The sequence below is a fragment of the Duganella rivi genome (assembly GCF_009857435.1).
In the GTDB taxonomy this organism is placed as follows: Bacteria; Pseudomonadota; Gammaproteobacteria; order Burkholderiales; family Burkholderiaceae_D; genus Rugamonas; species Rugamonas rivi.
In genome coordinates, this window is record NZ_WWCK01000001.1 from 969863 (window position 1) to 984039 (window position 14177).

Below are 14177 nucleotides of genomic sequence, written 5' to 3' on the forward strand. Positions count from 1 at the left end.
TGTCATCGGCCCAAGGCCACCGCCGCCTCGACCGCATCGATGAAAGTCGCTGCCACCGGGAAGCCGGTTTGCTGCGTAATCTCCTGGAAGCAGGTCGGGCTGGTGACGTTCACCTCTGTTAAGAAATCACCAATAACGTCTAATCCTACCAGCAACAGGCCGCGCGCCGCCAGTATCGGCCCCAGCGTGTTGGCGATTTCGAAGTCGCGCTCGGTTAATGGCTGGGCCACGCCGATGCCGCCGGCCGCCAGGTTGCCGCGCACTTCGCCGTTTTGCGGGATGCGCGCCAGCGCGAACGGCACCGGCTTGCCGCCGATGACGAGGATGCGCTTGTCGCCTTTGACGATGTCCGGGATATAGCGCTGAACCATGATGGTCTCTTTGCCGTTGTTGGTCAGTGTCTCGATGATCGAGCCGAGATTCATGCCGTCGGCCGTCACGCGGAAGATGCCGGTGCCGCCCATGCCGTCCAGCGGCTTGAGGATGATGTCGCCGTGCAGCTTCTGGAAGGCGCGGATGCGCTGTTCGTCCGATGTCACCAGGGTTGGCGAGGTGAATTGGCTGAACTGGGCAATCGACAGCTTCTCGTTGTGATCGCGGATCGCGGACGGCTTGTTGAACACCATGGCGCCCTGCTGCTCGGCCAACTCCAGCAGGTAGGTGCCGTAGACGTATTCCATGTCAAACGGCGGGTCTTTGCGCTGGAGGATGGCGTCGAATTCGCCGAGCCTGGTTTCGACCGGCTCGGCGGCGCGATACCAGTCAGCGCTGTCGCCGGTCAGCGTGATTTCCGAGACCTTGGCGCTGACTACGCCCTGCTCCACCGCCATATCCTTCTGCTCGAAGGCGTAGACGGTGTGGCCGCGCTTGCCGGCTTCCACCATCATGGCATAGGTGGAATCCTTGTAGGTTTTAAAGGTCGACAGCGGGTCGGCGAGGAAGGCGATTTTCATTGGGCGTCCAGTAGATACTGTAGAGGTAAGGGCTGATTTTAGTACACTTCTGGATTCGGATCAGTGCGCTCCATTTCCAGCGAGGCCGCCAGCAAGGCGAGGCGCGCCACCACGCCGTACACGTAGAAGCGGTTCGGCGCAGCCGTACCCGGCTTGGCCTTGAGATCCGGCACCGCGTGCTGCTGCGCGAACGCCAGCGGCACATACTGCGAACCGGGCGCGTTCAGGTTCTGGTCGACGCCCTTCTCGGCGTGGACGCGGTAAAAGCCGCCCACCACGTAGCGGTCGATCATGTAGACCACCGGCTCGGCCACGGCGCTCTCGATGCTTTCAAAGGTCGGCACGCCTTCCTGGATGATGAAGTCGGTCACTTCCTTGCCATCCTTGATGACGATCATCTTGTCGCGCTGGGCCTGGGTGAGATCCTTGATCTCGGCCGAGTCCTTGATGGTCAGGATGCTGGTGCCGTAGGTGCCGGCGTCCGGCTTGACGATCACGAACGGCTTCTGGTCCTTGATGCCGTATTCCTTGTACTTCTTCTTGATCTTGGCCAGCAGCGCGTCGACATTGGCGGCCAGGCACTCGTAGCCCTCGCCGGTGCGGAAGTTGACCGCGTCGCACTTGGCGTGGAATGGGTTCAGCATCCACGGATCAACGCCGATCAGCTTGCCGAATTTCTTGACCACCTCGTCATAGGCGTTCATGTGGTTGCTCTTGCGGCGCAGCGCCCAGCCGGCGTGCAGCGGCGGCAACAAGCTTTGCTCGTGGATGTTTTGCAGAATATCCGGGATGCCGGCCGACAGGTCGTTGTTCAGCAAGATCGTGCACGGATCGAAATCCTTGAGGCCGACGCGGCGGCCGTTCGGCGAGCGCACCAGCGGCTCGACCACCAGCATATTGCCGTCAGGCAAGGCAATCGGGGTCGGCTGGGTGACTTCAGGCGACAGTGAGCCAAGGCGCACGTGCAGGCCGGTCTGGCGGAAAATCTGCATCAGGCGGGCCACGTTTTGCCAGTAAGTCGGGTGGCGCTGGGTAATTTCCGGGATCAGCAGCAGGTTGCGCGCATCTGGGCAATACTTGTCGATCGCGGCCATGGCGGCTTGCACCGACAGCGGCAGCATCTCGGTCGCCAGCATGTTGAAACCGCCCGGGAACAGGTTGGTATCCACCGGCGCCAGCTTGTAACCGGCATTGCGCATATCCACCGAGCAATAGAATGGCGGCGTGTGCTCCTGCCACTCGAGGCGGAACCAGCGCTCAATGGCAGGGGTGGCGGCGAGGATTTTTTCTTCTAGGTCGAGCAGCGGCCCACTCAGGGCCGTGACGAGGTGGGGAACCATGTTTACATCCTTATTACCGTGCGGACTATGCCAAATGAGGGCAAAAATCCTATTTTAAAGGCAGGCAATAAAAAAAGCGCCCCGTAGGGCGCTTTCCGGTGAAACTTAGATGAAACTTTGATAATTAAGCGTGGTAAGCCGACTCACCGTGGGTGGTGATGTCCAGGCCTTCACGCTCTTCTTCTTCCGGTACGCGCAGGCCGATCACTACGTCCACCAGCTTGTAAGCGATGAACGACACCACGCCCGACCACAGGATGGTCACGCCAACACCGGTTGCCTGCACGATCACTTGCGAAGCGATCGAGTAGTCAGCCGATGCCTTGTTGGCAACGTAGTCGAAGATGCCTTGACCGCCCAGCGATGGCGCAGCAAACACGCCGGTCAGGATCGCGCCGAGGATACCGCCGACGCCGTGCACGCCGAACACGTCCAGCGAGTCATCCGCGCCCAGCAGGCGTTTCAGACCATTCACACCCCACAGGCAGATCACGCCAGCCAGCAGGCCGATGATCAGTGCGCCCATTGGGCCGACGAAACCGCAGGCTGGGGTGATAGCAACCAGGCCAGCCACTGCACCCGAAGCGCCACCCAGCATCGATGGTTTGCCTTTGAAGATCCACTCGGCGAACACCCACGATACGGTGGCAGCAGCGGTTGCCAGCAGGGTGTTGATGAAGGCCAGGCCAGCGATGTCAGCAGCTTCCAGTGCCGAACCGGCGTTGAAACCGAACCAGCCCACCCACAGCAGCGATGCGCCGATCATGGTCATGGTGACCGAGTGAGGCGCCATCGATTCGCGGCCGTAGCCGACGCGTTTGCCGATCATGTACGCACCAACCAGACCTGCAACAGCGGCGTTGATGTGCACCACGGTGCCGCCGGCGAAGTCCAGCGCGCCTTTTTGGAACAGGAAGCCGGCCTTGGCGGTTTCGGTCGCCAGGGTAGCCGCATCCTTGATCGCGTCAGGGCCAGTCCAGAACCAGACCATGTGAGCGATCGGCAGGTAAGCGAAGGTGAACCACAGCACCACGAAAGCCAGCACGGCGGTAAACTTGGCGCGTTCTGCGAAGGCGCCAATGATCAGGCCGCAGGTAATCGCAGCGAAGGTGGCCTGGAACGCGACGTACACGAACTCAGGAATCACCACGCCCTTGCTGAAGGTAGCAGCGTACGAGAAGGCGCCCTTGGCCGGATCCCAGATGCCGCTCAGGAAGGCACGGTCGAACTTACCGTAGAAAGCGTTACCTTCGGTGAACGCCAGCGAGTAGCCGTAGATGCACCACAGCACGATGATCAGGGCGAACACCATGAACACCTGCATCAGGATCGACAGCATGTTTTTCGAGCGCACCAGGCCGCCGTAGAACAGCGCCAGGCCAGGGATGGTCATCAGGATCACCAGCAGGGTCGAGACCATCATCCAGGCGGTGTCGCCTTTTTGCGGGGTTGGAGCAGCAGGAGCAGCTTCAGCAGGAGCGGCTGGCGCAGCGGCAGCTGGTGCGGCGGCTGGCGCGGCTTCAGGGGCGGCGGCCGGGGCCGAAGCAGCAGGAGCGGCGGCAGCGGCAGCCGGAGCTTCAGCCGGCTTGGCGTCCTGTGCATACACGGGTGCAGCCAGCGCGAACAGGATGGATACCCCAGCCAGCAAGCTTGTTATAGTTTTCTTCATTCTCATCATCCTCTTAGAGAGCTTCGTTGCCGGTCTCGCCGGTACGAATACGGATTACTTGTTCCAAGTTGTACACGAAGATTTTGCCGTCGCCGATTTTGCCGGTGCGGGCTGCGCCTTCAATGGCCTCGATGGCCTGCTCGACGATGGAGTCGTCCACTGCTGCTTCGATCTTGGTCTTCGGCAGGAAGTCCACCACGTATTCCGCACCGCGATACAGCTCGGTGTGGCCTTTCTGGCGACCGAAGCCTTTTACTTCGGTCACGGTAATCCCCTGCACGTTAATCGCCGACAGGGCTTCACGCACCTCGTCAAGCTTGAACGGCTTGATAATGGCGGTAATCATTTTCATACTGGCCTCGCTTAGAAGGTTTTGGAAATGGTCAGGACAGCGCCGGTTTTACCCAGGTTCTTCCCTTTTCCGACGTAGGCCTCGGTGTCGGCATAGACCGCCGCCAATGCCACACTCACTACGCCGAAATCTTTGGTGACGCCGACCTTGTAATCGGTGTAGCTGGCAGCGCCGTTGTTCTTCACGTTTTGACGACCTACGTGCAGGTTGAGGATGTAGCCTTCCCACACTTCCTGGTTCATCTGGCCGTCGATGTAGCCCGAGTTCTTGCTGTCGGCAAAGCCGAACAGGTTGGTGGTCGAGTGCGAATACTTGAGCGAGAACGGACCGGCGCTGATTTGGCCATACAGTTCGAAGGTGTTGGCGCTTGGGTTCAGCTTGTTCGATGGGTAGTAGTAGTACAGGCCGCCGACGTCGTAGCTGACGGTGTCGGTGATGGCGCCGCGCTTACCGGCATAGATATCCCATTCGACGCTGCCGTCGCCGCCGCCATCTTTCACCCACTTGATGTTGGTGGCCCAGGTGCCGGCGTAGAAGCCGGTTGGATTATTCACGTAGTCCGCGCCGCCTTGTACGGCCGGCTTGAGGCGGGTTTGCGAGATACCGCGGTAACGGTAATCGCTGACAACGGCAGCGTTAAAGCTGACTTCGTTGTCTGGTTTGGCTTCAGGGGCGGGTGCCGCCTCTTCAGCGTGCGCCATGGACGCGAATGCTAAGGTCAACGCAGCAATCAGGGTTAAGTTCTTGGCCATTTTCATAATTGTTTTTCCTAGTGAGTTGAACTTGATTAGCAGATGCGGTTTAAAATCCTTGTCAAGCGAAGCAATGAAAAGCATTCATAGGCTTCTTTAGCAGAATGTGTGCCAGCTAATGTTGTCTAGAAGGTAGGTGCCGTATCATCAACGACAACGGCCCGGCTTAGACCCAAGTGAGAATCCGCACCAGATTAACGCCGGATCGCACCATGATGGTGCATTGAAGGACTAACCAGATCAAGGAATATTATGGATATGAACACTTTTTTTAATGACTTGCAAAACAAGATCAGCCAAGCCATCGAAAACTCACCAGCAAAGGACATTGAGAAGAACGTCAAGTCCATGATGACGCAGGGTTTCGCCAAGCTGGATCTGGTCACCCGCGAGGAATTCGACATCCAGACCCAGGTGCTGGCCAAGACCCGCGCCAAGCTGGAAGCCCTGGAAACCCGTCTGGCTGAGCTGGAAAGCAAGATCAATCAGTAAGTAATAAATAGCGGGAACGTTTGTTCTCGCGCAAAACGGCGCGGCGGGCTGGGATTACGCTGGCGGTTGGTCTCTTCGTCCATACGCCATCCGTCCATCGCTCCCGCCATGTCACTCGCCGTACTCAAAAGCCGCGCCTTGGCCGGCATGGAGGCGCAAGAGGTCAGCGTCGAAGTGCACTTGGCTAACGGGCTGCCGGCTTTCACCATCGTCGGGCTGGCGGATACCGAGGTCAAGGAAGCCAAAGACCGTGTCCGCGCCGCCATTCAAAACGGCGGCTTTGAATTCCCCGCACAACGCATCACCGTCAATTTGGCGCCGACCTGCCCAAGGAATCGGGCCGCTTCGACTTGCCGATTGCGCTCGGCATCCTTGCCGCTTCCAAGCAAATTCCCTCGCGCCGCCTGCACCAATACGAATTTGCCGGCGAGCTGTCGCTGTCGGGCGAGTTGCGGCCGATCCGCGGCGCGCTGGCAATGTCGCTGGCCACCCGGCGCGACGGCGGCTGCCTCGCCTTCATCCTGCCGCTGGCCAATGCCGACGAAGCCGCGCTGGTATCGGGCGCCGCCATCTACCCGGCGCACTCGCTACTGCAAGTGTGCAGCCATTTCGCCGGCAAGTCGGTGGACGCCATGCTGTCGCGCCACGAGGCTGCACCGCTGGCCGCCGCGCCCGAGTACCCGGACTTTGCCGACGTTAAAGGGCAGCGCATGGTCAAGCGGGCGCTGGAGGTGGCTGCGGCCGGCAACCACTCGGTGCTGCTGGTCGGCCCGCCGGGCTCGGGCAAGACCATGCTGGCCTCGCGCTTCGTCGGCCTGCTGCCGGCTATGAGCGACGAGGAAGCGCTAGAGGCGGCCGCCGTGCAATCGCTGACCGGCAGCTTTCGCATCGAGCAGTGGAAGCGGCGGCCGTACCGCTCGCCGCACCACACCTCTTCCGGCGCCGCGCTGGTGGGCGGCGGCAGCGTGCCGCGTCCCGGCGAGATTTCATTGGCGCACCGTGGCGTACTTTTTCTGGACGAGCTGCCCGAGTTCGACCGCCGCGTGCTGGACGTGCTGCGCGAGCCGATGGAGTCCGGCCGCATCACCATCTCGCGCGCCGCGCGGCAGGCAGACTTTCCCGCCCACTTCCAATTAATCGCGGCAATGAATCCCTGTCCTTGCGGCTACTACGGCCACAAGACCGTGGCGTGCCGCTGCTCGCCCGATGTGCGGCTACGCTACCAAGGGCGCGTCTCCGGCCCGCTGCTAGACCGCATTGATATCCAGATGGAAGTCTGCTCGGTCGATCCCGAAATACTGGCAGCGCCCAGCGAGGCAGAGACATCGGCAGTGATCGCCGCCCGTGTGCAGACCGCTGCCAACGTCCAGTGCCAACGCCAAGGCAAGCGCAACCAATACCTCACTCCGCGCGAGATCGACCGCTACTGCAAGCTCGACCGCGAGAGCAAGTTCCAACTCAAGCAAATCACGCAGCAACTCAAATGGTCAGGCCGGGCTTACCACCGCATCCTGCGCGTGGCCCGCACGATTGCCGACCTCGCGGGTAGCAGCAACATCCAGCAAGCACATCTGACCGAAGCAATCCAATATCGGCGCGCATTAAACGAGTGAAAATCCGGCCGCTTTGCTGCTATATTGCTCGCAGCTAATTCACGCCATCAGGATGCTCATGACCCGCTTGCCCCTCTACCTTGCCGCCAGCGCCGTGCTGGCCGGCTGCGCCACCAAGCCTATCGCGCCAACCGATTTCACCGCCAACTCCGGCAGCCCGCGCGCGCCCGAGCAGCTCGCGGTGACGTTTGAAAAGGTTGATCTCGCCCTGCGCGTCGATCCAGCCAGCAAGAGCATCCGCGGCGACGCCGCCCTCACCTTCGTACTAAAAGAACCGCTGACCCGCATCGCCGTTGAACTTGACCGCAACCTGCCGATCGACAGCGCCAGCGTTGATGGCGTCGCGCTCGCTGCCAGCGCCATCAGCAATCCAGAAGGCCGCCTGTATCTCACCTTGCCAACGCCGTTGCCGGCCGGCGCCCGCACCACCGTACGCATCCAATATCACGGCTTGCCGACCATCGCCAAGAAAGCCCCGTGGGACGGCGGCTTCACCTGGAGCCAAACCGCCGACGGCCAGCCGTGGATCGCCACCACCGTCGAAGGCGAAGGCTGCGATTTATTCTGGCCCTGCATCGACCACCCGCAAGGCAAGCCGCAACTGATCGACCTGCACATCAGCGTGCCGGCGCCGCTGGTAGTCGCAGGCAACGGCGTCGCCACCGGCATGGAAGAAAAAGACGGCTGGCGCACCTACAACTGGCGCGCCAAGAATCCAAGCACCTACGGCGTCGCCCTCAACATCGGCCCCTACGAAATGCTGTCCGCCGACTACGCCAGCCGCTACGGCAACACCGTCCCGTTGCGCATGTGGTACTTGAAAGGCCACGACAAGCAAGCCCAGGGCCTGTTCACCGAATTCAAGCCCATGCTCGATTTCTTCGAAAACCGCATCGGCCCTTACCCGTTCGGCGACGAGAAAATGGGCGTGGTCGAAACGCCGCACCTCGGCATGGAACACCAGACCATCAACGCCTATGGCAACGGCTACGTCAAATCGCCGCTCGGCTACGACTGGCTGCTGCACCACGAGCTGTCGCACGAATGGTTCGGCAATCAAATGACCAACGCCGACTGGGATGATATGTGGCTGCACGAAGGCTTCGGTTCTTACATGCAGCCGCTGTACATGGAATCGCAGCGCGGCGAGATGGAATTCCAAACCGCGCTGTTCGAGTTTCGCAAGCAGGTGCTCAACAAAGCGCCCATCGTCAGCGGCAAAACCCAGCGCATCGAAGACATCTACCAGGACGAACGCGGCGGCCCCGGCCTCGACATCTACGTTAAAGGCGCGCTAGTGCTGCACACCCTGCGCAACCTGATCGGCGACGAACCGTTCTTCATCGCCACGCGCCGCATGGTCTACGGCACCGCTACGCCGCAGCCCGGCAACTTCCAGCCGCGCTGGAGCAGCAGCAAAGAGTTCATCCAGTTCGCCAACGAAGCCAGCGGCCGCGATCTGCAATGGTTCTTCGACGCCTATCTCTATCATGCCGCACTGCCGGAGCTAATCGAAGAACGCAGCGCCGACAAACTCAAGCTGCGCTGGAAATTGAAAGACGGCGGCGCCTTCCCGATGCCGCTGGAAGTACGCATCAACAACCGCATCGAGAAGCTAGCGATGAGCAACGGTGAAGGCGAACTGACACTGCCGCCGAACGCACTGGTTACCATCGACCCGATGTCGCGCGTGCTGCGCCAGCAGCATCACATCGATGAATGGAAAGCCATCGAGGACAAGAAAAAGAAAGCCAAGAAATGAAACGCTTACTGCCGTTATTGCTCACCCTCGCCCTCAGCGCTTGCAGCCCGAAATATGACTGGCGCGACTACCGCAGCAATGACGCGCCGTACGCCGTGCTGTTCCCGGCCAAGCCCGCCACGCAAACGCGCAGCATCAAGCTCGACCAACTGGACGTGAACATGACCATGAGCGCCGCCGATATCGACGGCGTCGTGTTTGCGGTCGGCAGCGCCCAGCTGGCAAACGCGGCACAGGCACCGGCCGCCGTTGACGCCATGAAAACCGCAATGGTGAAAAACATCAGCGCCACCATCACCAGCAGCAAGACGCTCCGCAGCGGCGCACTTGAGATTGAAGCAAGCGGCACCGAAAGAGGGCAAGCCATGCGCCTTATTGGGCGCTTTCTTGCCAAAGAAAAAAGAGTTTATCAAGTGATCGTTATCGGCCCCGCCCGCAACATCGAAGCCGAGCCCGTGGAGACCTTCCTCACTTCCTTTAAACTCAATTAAAACGATCGTGCTGGCTTAAAACATGCTTAATTCATGTGCGCCAGCGCCCAGAACGGCGGTGTTGTATCTTGTAAAGTTACAGGCATGGGCATAGAGTCTATCCAACGGAACCAAGAAAGAACGCTTATGTTAATCGCCTTCAAATCCAAATCCAGCCCTGAAGTCTTGATGTATCAAGAGCATGCCCAGCGCATTCTCGACCTGCTGCACAAGAACCCTAAGCGCGGCGTGATCACCGCCGCAGAAGCGGCAGAAGCGCTGTCCATCCTCGAACACGAAGTCGCTGAAACTAAGTTACACCCAGAGACCGATGTCGAGCACGACATTCACGCCCACGAACAGGAAGAAGGCGAGACCAAGGAACACGCGCAAGCACAGCGCGTCGGCTTCTCGGCCCGCGCCTACCCGCTGCTGGAAATGCTGCGCACCGCCAAGGCGGAGAACGAGCACATCATCTGGGGGATTTAATCCCCGGCCAGGGACGCCACCAGCGGCAAGTCGATGGTGAAGCGCGTCCCGACCCCGACCGCGCTATCTACGCGGATCGCGCCATCGAGTAGCGACGTCACGATGTTGTAGGTGATGCTCAAGCCAAGCCCGTTACCGCCCTGCCCCAGCTTGGTGGTGAAGAACGGATCGAAGATGCGCGCCTGATGCTCAATCGCGATGCCCCTGCCATCATCCTGGAACACGATGCGCACCCGATCCGCGCCCAGCTGCACCGCCCACATGCGGATCTCGCCACCCTCGCGGCCCTCGAACGCGTGCAGCAAGGCGTTGTTGATCAGGTTGATAATGACCTGTCCGTAGGGGCCTGGGAAGCTGTCCATCACGATATCGTCCGGCATCTCCAGCACGATGTGATGGCCGGCCTTGCGCACCTGGTTCTTCATCGTCATCACAATCTCGTGGCTGGCCTGGTGCAGATTAAACTTGCGCCGCTTGGCGCTGGCCTGATCCACCGCCACCTGCTTGAAGCTGTTCACCAGCTCGGCCGCATTGCGCAGGCTGCGCATCAGCAACGTTGATGCCTCACGCGCCGCTTCGATGAAATTGCGCAGGTCGGAGCGCCGCATGGTGTTGCCGGTATTGAGCGATTCAATTTCCGTCGTCTTGTCTTCCAGCGTGCTGGCAATCACCAAGCTGTTGCCGATCGGCGTATTCAGCTCGTGCGCGACGCCGGCCACCAGCGAGCCCAGCGCCGCCAGCTTCTCGCGCTCCACCAGCTGCTGCTGCGTGTCCTGCAACTGGCGATACGAGTCCGCATTGGCAAACGCCACCGCCACGTAGGATGCGAGCGTGGTCAGCATGTCGAGATCAATGCGCTGGTAAGCATGCGCGCGATAGCTGTGCACCGTAATCACGCCGCGCACTTGTCCGCTGACCGAGATCGGCACATAGATCAGCGAACGCGGCTCGGTCGGCAACGAGCCGTCTTCCAGCGTGCCCATGTCATCGGCGCCGGACACCAGGTCGAGGCTGGCGATATAGCGGTGGTACTCCTGCTCCAGGTCGTTGATGAACACTTCCTGCGCGTGATTGATGCACCACACCGACAGCTGATTCGGCTCGCGCATGCTGCGCGTGTAAGGCGTATAGCGCTTGCCGCGCTCCATCGCAAACGGATACTCGATCAGTTCCTGCTCCGCCCGGTAAATGCCGATGCCGAACACGCTGGCATCCATCAGCGCGTGCACCTGCTGGTACAGCAGCGACATAATCGCCTCGCTATCGAGATTGGCAGTGATACGGCGGCCGATATCGGACAGCAGCGCGATATTGCGATGCGCTGCCTCGACGTTTTCCTTCTCGCGTTCGATGAATTCCTTCTGCGCCACCAGCTCGCGCGTGCGGCTGCCGACTTCCTGCTCCAGCTCCTGCTTCTGCCGAACCAGCAAGCGAATCCGAATGCGGAACAGCAGATACGCGCCGCCCAGCAACAGCCCCGCCATCAGCAAGCGGAACCACCACGTTTTCCAGATCGGCGGTGCGATCGTCACTTCTATCGACACCGGTTGATTGCTCCACGCACCATCCTTGTTGGCGGCCTTTACGCGGAAGACATAGCGGCCTGGATCAAGATTGGTATAAGTGGCAAAGCGCTTACCCGCATCGGTAGTCACCCAGTCCGGGTCAAAGCCTTCCAGCTGGTAGGCATAGCGGTTGCGCTGCGGATCGGCGTAATGCAGGCCTGCGAATTCAAACGAAAACACCGCGTCGCGATACGATAGCGCCAGCGTCCTGGCTTGGTCTATCGGCCCCTGCGCCAGTACATCACTACGCGCACCGCCGTTGCTCAAGATCGATTGGTTGAAGATGGAAAAATCGGTAATCAGCACCGGCGGGGCTGTGGGATTATCGTGAATGCGCGCAGGCTGGAATGCCGTCACCCCCTCCAGGCCGCCGAAGTACAATGTGCCGTCCGGCGCGCGGTAGCCGGAGCCGATGAAATAAGAACCATCAATCAGGCCATCCTTCGAGGTGTAATTCTTGAACGCACCGGTCTCGGGATTAAACAGCGACACGCCGGCCGTGGTGCTGATCCAGAGGCGGCCCTGCTCATCGCCCAGTATCGCGCCGATCGGATCCGGCGAGCGGCCAGCGCCGGGCGGATAAAAACGGAAATGCAGCTTGCCGTCTTCGCCCATGCGCGCCATGCACAAGCCGGCCGCAGTGCCGATCCAGATGCGTTCCTGCTGATCTTGGTACAGATAGTGCACGCGGTTGTGACTCAGACTGTCGCGCTTGGCAGGATCGTGGCGGTAGTGTTCAAACTTGCCGGTGGCCGGATCGAAACGATCCAAACCGTTTTCAGTACCAGCCCATAGATTGCCGCGCTGGTCTTCCAGTAGCGCATACACGCGGCCGGCCAAGCGGTCTGGGTCGCTGGTATCGACGCGATAGGTTTGCATTTGCAGCGTCTGCGGATCGATGCGATGCAGCGCCAGGCGCGTGCCGACCCAGATCACGCCTTCGCGGTCGACCATCAAGCGCTGCACCGAGCGCGCTTGCGGATCATCACCCAGCCACACCGGCGTGTATCGGCCGCTGCCAGGATCACGCCACGACAGGCCGCTGATGGAGCCCACCCACAGCCGCCCGCGCAGATCACTCGCCAGCGCCATCAATTGATCGGATGGCATGGCGCCGGGACGCTGCTCTTCATTCGAGCTAAAACTCACCTTGCCCTGCGAGGGATCGAGCAGCGCAAGCCCGGTGCCGGCGCCTAGCCAAATCTTGCCGTCCGGCGCACCAGTGATCGCGCGCACCTTGTTACTACCGATGCTGGGGAGCACGCCGGGAGAATCGGTATAGCGCTCGAAACCGCCGCTATTCAAGTCGACGCGGTCCACCCCGGCATACCAATTGCCGACCCACAGCGTGCCGGTGCGGTCTTGGTACAGCGCGCTGATCTGGTTATCGCTGATACCGTGGCGGCTTTGCGTATCGCGCGGGTAATTGTAGTAGCGGCCGCTGTTGGGGTCGCGCCGTTTCAAGCCTTCCGTGAACGTGCCGAACCAGAGCGTGCCGTCGCGGTCATGCAGCAGCTTGGGCACGCGCAGCTCGGCTAGATCGGGCGGCAATGCCAGCGCCATGCGCTCGGCCGACTGTCCGCTCAAGCGCCACGCTTGCACGCCGCGCACGGTGCCGGCCCACAGCACGCCATCGGGGCCGATGGAAAGCGACAAAATGTGATTCTCGAGCCGCCGTTCCTGCGTGCCGAAATGACGGAATTGATTACTGCCGGCAGGCAGCATCTCGAGGCCGCGTCCAGTACCTATCCAGAGATTGCCCTGCTTGTCGTAGGCGAGCGCGCCGACGTGATCATCGCTGATGCTATTGCTGTCTGCATCGGCGTGGCGCAACAGCCGCACTTGCCCCTTGGCGATATCGAAATACTGCAAGCCCTCGCCGGTGGTCAGCCACAAGCCCTGCTTGCCATCGCTCAGGATGCCGGTCACGGACACCTTGGACAGCACGTGAACAAAGCCTTGAGTCACAGGGTCATAGCGATCAAGGCCGCCTTTATTGCCGACCCACAGCTGGCCGGCGGCGTCTTCATACAGCGCCTGCACGTAATTGTCTTGCAGGCTGCGCGGATTAGCGGGATCGTTCTTGAAGGTGGTGACGCGGTAGCCGTCGTAGCGGTTCAGCCCGGCCTGCGTGCCGAGCCACATGTAGCCGTGCTTGTCCTGGATAATGCTGGCAACCGACTCTTGCGTGAGCCCCTGCTCCACGCCGAGATGCTCAAAGCGCAGCGACAGCGGCGCTGCCTGCGCCACCGAAATCAACAAGAAGAGAAAAACAGCGCGCATAAGGTTGCATCTCCAATATGCAAGCCATTTTAATGCACAAAAGCAAAAAAGCCCCGCCGGATTTTATCCGGACGGGGCTTCTTCTAAATAACTAGCTTGACGATAACCTACTTTCACACTGGTTGCAGCACTATCATCGGCGTAGAGTCGTTTCACGGTCCTGTTCGGGATGGGAAGGGGTGGGACCGACTTACTATGGTCATCAAGCTTTGACTTGTATGCTGCGCAGCCCCTTATTGGGCTACGCAGCGAATCTGGGAGAAGTAAAGTTGGGGTATTAACTCATCAAGAGTAAATGCGTATAACCGTCAAGGTTATAGGGACAAGCCGTACGGGCAATTAGTATCAGTTAGCTTAATGCATTACTGCACTTCCACACCTGACCTATCAACGTCCTGGTCTCGAACGACCCTTCAAGGAGCTCAAGGCTCCGGGAA

10 protein-coding genes, 2 rRNA genes and 1 pseudogene are annotated in these 14177 nt (G+C 60.3%); 5 read left to right on the top strand and 8 right to left on the bottom strand.

Annotation, left to right across the window (positions count from 1 at the left end; translation table 11 throughout):
• Positions 1-2: 2 nt before the first annotated feature.
• The 5 genes from gshB to GTP45_RS04530 all read right to left on the bottom strand — a co-directional run bounded on the left by gshB (position 3) and on the right by GTP45_RS04530 (position 5072).
• Positions 3-953 carry a glutathione synthase gene (gene gshB, locus GTP45_RS04510; RefSeq protein WP_161012650.1) on the bottom strand — a complete coding sequence of 317 codons (951 nt, stop codon included), beginning with the start codon at positions 951-953 and terminating at the stop codon, positions 3-5.
• A 38-nt stretch (positions 954-991) separates the two neighbouring features.
• The gene (gshA, locus tag GTP45_RS04515) at positions 992-2293 is read right to left on the bottom strand and encodes a glutamate--cysteine ligase (protein WP_161012651.1); all 1302 of its coding nucleotides are present in this window, start codon (positions 2291-2293) and stop codon (positions 992-994) included.
• 124 nt (positions 2294-2417) lie between these two features.
• Positions 2418-3962 carry an ammonium transporter gene (locus tag GTP45_RS04520; protein WP_161012652.1) on the bottom strand — a complete coding sequence of 515 codons (1545 nt, stop codon included), beginning with the start codon at positions 3960-3962 and terminating at the stop codon, positions 2418-2420.
• A gap of 13 nt (positions 3963-3975) precedes the next feature.
• Positions 3976-4314, bottom strand: coding sequence for a P-II family nitrogen regulator (locus GTP45_RS04525; RefSeq protein ID WP_008444920.1), 339 nt, complete (start codon positions 4312-4314; stop codon positions 3976-3978).
• A gap of 11 nt (positions 4315-4325) precedes the next feature.
• Positions 4326-5072, bottom strand: coding sequence for a TorF family putative porin (locus GTP45_RS04530; protein WP_166454517.1), 747 nt, complete (start codon positions 5070-5072; stop codon positions 4326-4328).
• 246 nt (positions 5073-5318) lie between these two features.
• Between GTP45_RS04530 and GTP45_RS04535 the strand changes: the two genes are divergently transcribed.
• The 5 genes and pseudogenes from GTP45_RS04535 (at position 5319) to GTP45_RS04555 (ending at position 9892) form a co-directional block, all read left to right on the top strand.
• Positions 5319-5558 carry an accessory factor UbiK family protein gene (locus GTP45_RS04535; RefSeq protein ID WP_154382899.1) on the top strand — a complete coding sequence of 80 codons (240 nt, stop codon included), beginning with the start codon at positions 5319-5321 and terminating at the stop codon, positions 5556-5558.
• Positions 5559-5666: 108 nt separating this feature from the next.
• Positions 5667-7171: pseudogene (locus GTP45_RS04540) on the top strand (YifB family Mg chelatase-like AAA ATPase).
• 58 nt (positions 7172-7229) lie between these two features.
• On the top strand, positions 7230-8933 hold the full coding sequence (locus tag GTP45_RS04545) for a M1 family metallopeptidase (RefSeq protein ID WP_161012653.1): 1704 nt from the start codon (positions 7230-7232) through the stop codon (positions 8931-8933).
• Positions 8930-9424, top strand: coding sequence for a hypothetical protein (locus tag GTP45_RS04550; RefSeq protein WP_161012654.1), 495 nt, complete (start codon positions 8930-8932; stop codon positions 9422-9424). The genes GTP45_RS04545 and GTP45_RS04550 overlap by 4 nt, the downstream gene beginning before the upstream one ends.
• 126 nt (positions 9425-9550) lie before the next feature.
• Entirely contained in the window at positions 9551-9892 is a 342-nt protein-coding gene (locus tag GTP45_RS04555) for a DUF1840 domain-containing protein (RefSeq protein ID WP_161012655.1), read from the top strand.
• Here GTP45_RS04555 and GTP45_RS04560 read toward each other — a convergent pair.
• From GTP45_RS04560 to GTP45_RS04570, 3 genes are all read right to left on the bottom strand, one after another.
• Positions 9889-13740 (bottom strand): two-component regulator propeller domain-containing protein, encoded by a 3852-nt coding sequence (locus tag GTP45_RS04560; RefSeq protein ID WP_161012656.1) that lies wholly within the window; start codon positions 13738-13740, stop codon positions 9889-9891. The genes GTP45_RS04555 and GTP45_RS04560 overlap by 4 nt on opposite strands.
• Before the next feature lie 94 nt (positions 13741-13834).
• Positions 13835-13947: ribosomal RNA gene (rrf, locus tag GTP45_RS04565) — 5S ribosomal RNA — on the bottom strand.
• A gap of 111 nt (positions 13948-14058) precedes the next feature.
• Positions 14059-14177 (bottom strand): 23S ribosomal RNA (locus tag GTP45_RS04570); the annotation flags it as partial.

What these genes read in the sequence shown, in the direction of transcription:
- GTP45_RS04530 (WP_166454517.1), bottom strand. Translation starts at nt 5,072, where the DNA reads ATGAAAATGGCCAAGAACTTAACCCTGATTGCTGCGTTGACCTTAGCA.
- gshB (WP_161012650.1), bottom strand. Translation starts at nt 953, where the DNA reads ATGAAAATCGCCTTCCTCGCCGACCCGCTGTCGACCTTTAAAACCTAC.
- GTP45_RS04525 (WP_008444920.1), bottom strand. Translation starts at nt 4,314, where the DNA reads ATGAAAATGATTACCGCCATTATCAAGCCGTTCAAGCTTGACGAGGTG.
- GTP45_RS04535 (WP_154382899.1), top strand. Translation starts at nt 5,319, where the DNA reads ATGGATATGAACACTTTTTTTAATGACTTGCAAAACAAGATCAGCCAA.
- GTP45_RS04560 (WP_161012656.1), bottom strand. Translation starts at nt 13,740, where the DNA reads ATGCGCGCTGTTTTTCTCTTCTTGTTGATTTCGGTGGCGCAGGCAGCG.
- gshA (WP_161012651.1), bottom strand. Translation starts at nt 2,293, where the DNA reads ATGGTTCCCCACCTCGTCACGGCCCTGAGTGGGCCGCTGCTCGACCTA.
- GTP45_RS04545 (WP_161012653.1), top strand. Translation starts at nt 7,230, where the DNA reads ATGACCCGCTTGCCCCTCTACCTTGCCGCCAGCGCCGTGCTGGCCGGC.
- GTP45_RS04550 (WP_161012654.1), top strand. Translation starts at nt 8,930, where the DNA reads ATGAAACGCTTACTGCCGTTATTGCTCACCCTCGCCCTCAGCGCTTGC.
- GTP45_RS04520 (WP_161012652.1), bottom strand. Translation starts at nt 3,962, where the DNA reads ATGAAGAAAACTATAACAAGCTTGCTGGCTGGGGTATCCATCCTGTTC.
- GTP45_RS04555 (WP_161012655.1), top strand. Translation starts at nt 9,551, where the DNA reads ATGTTAATCGCCTTCAAATCCAAATCCAGCCCTGAAGTCTTGATGTAT.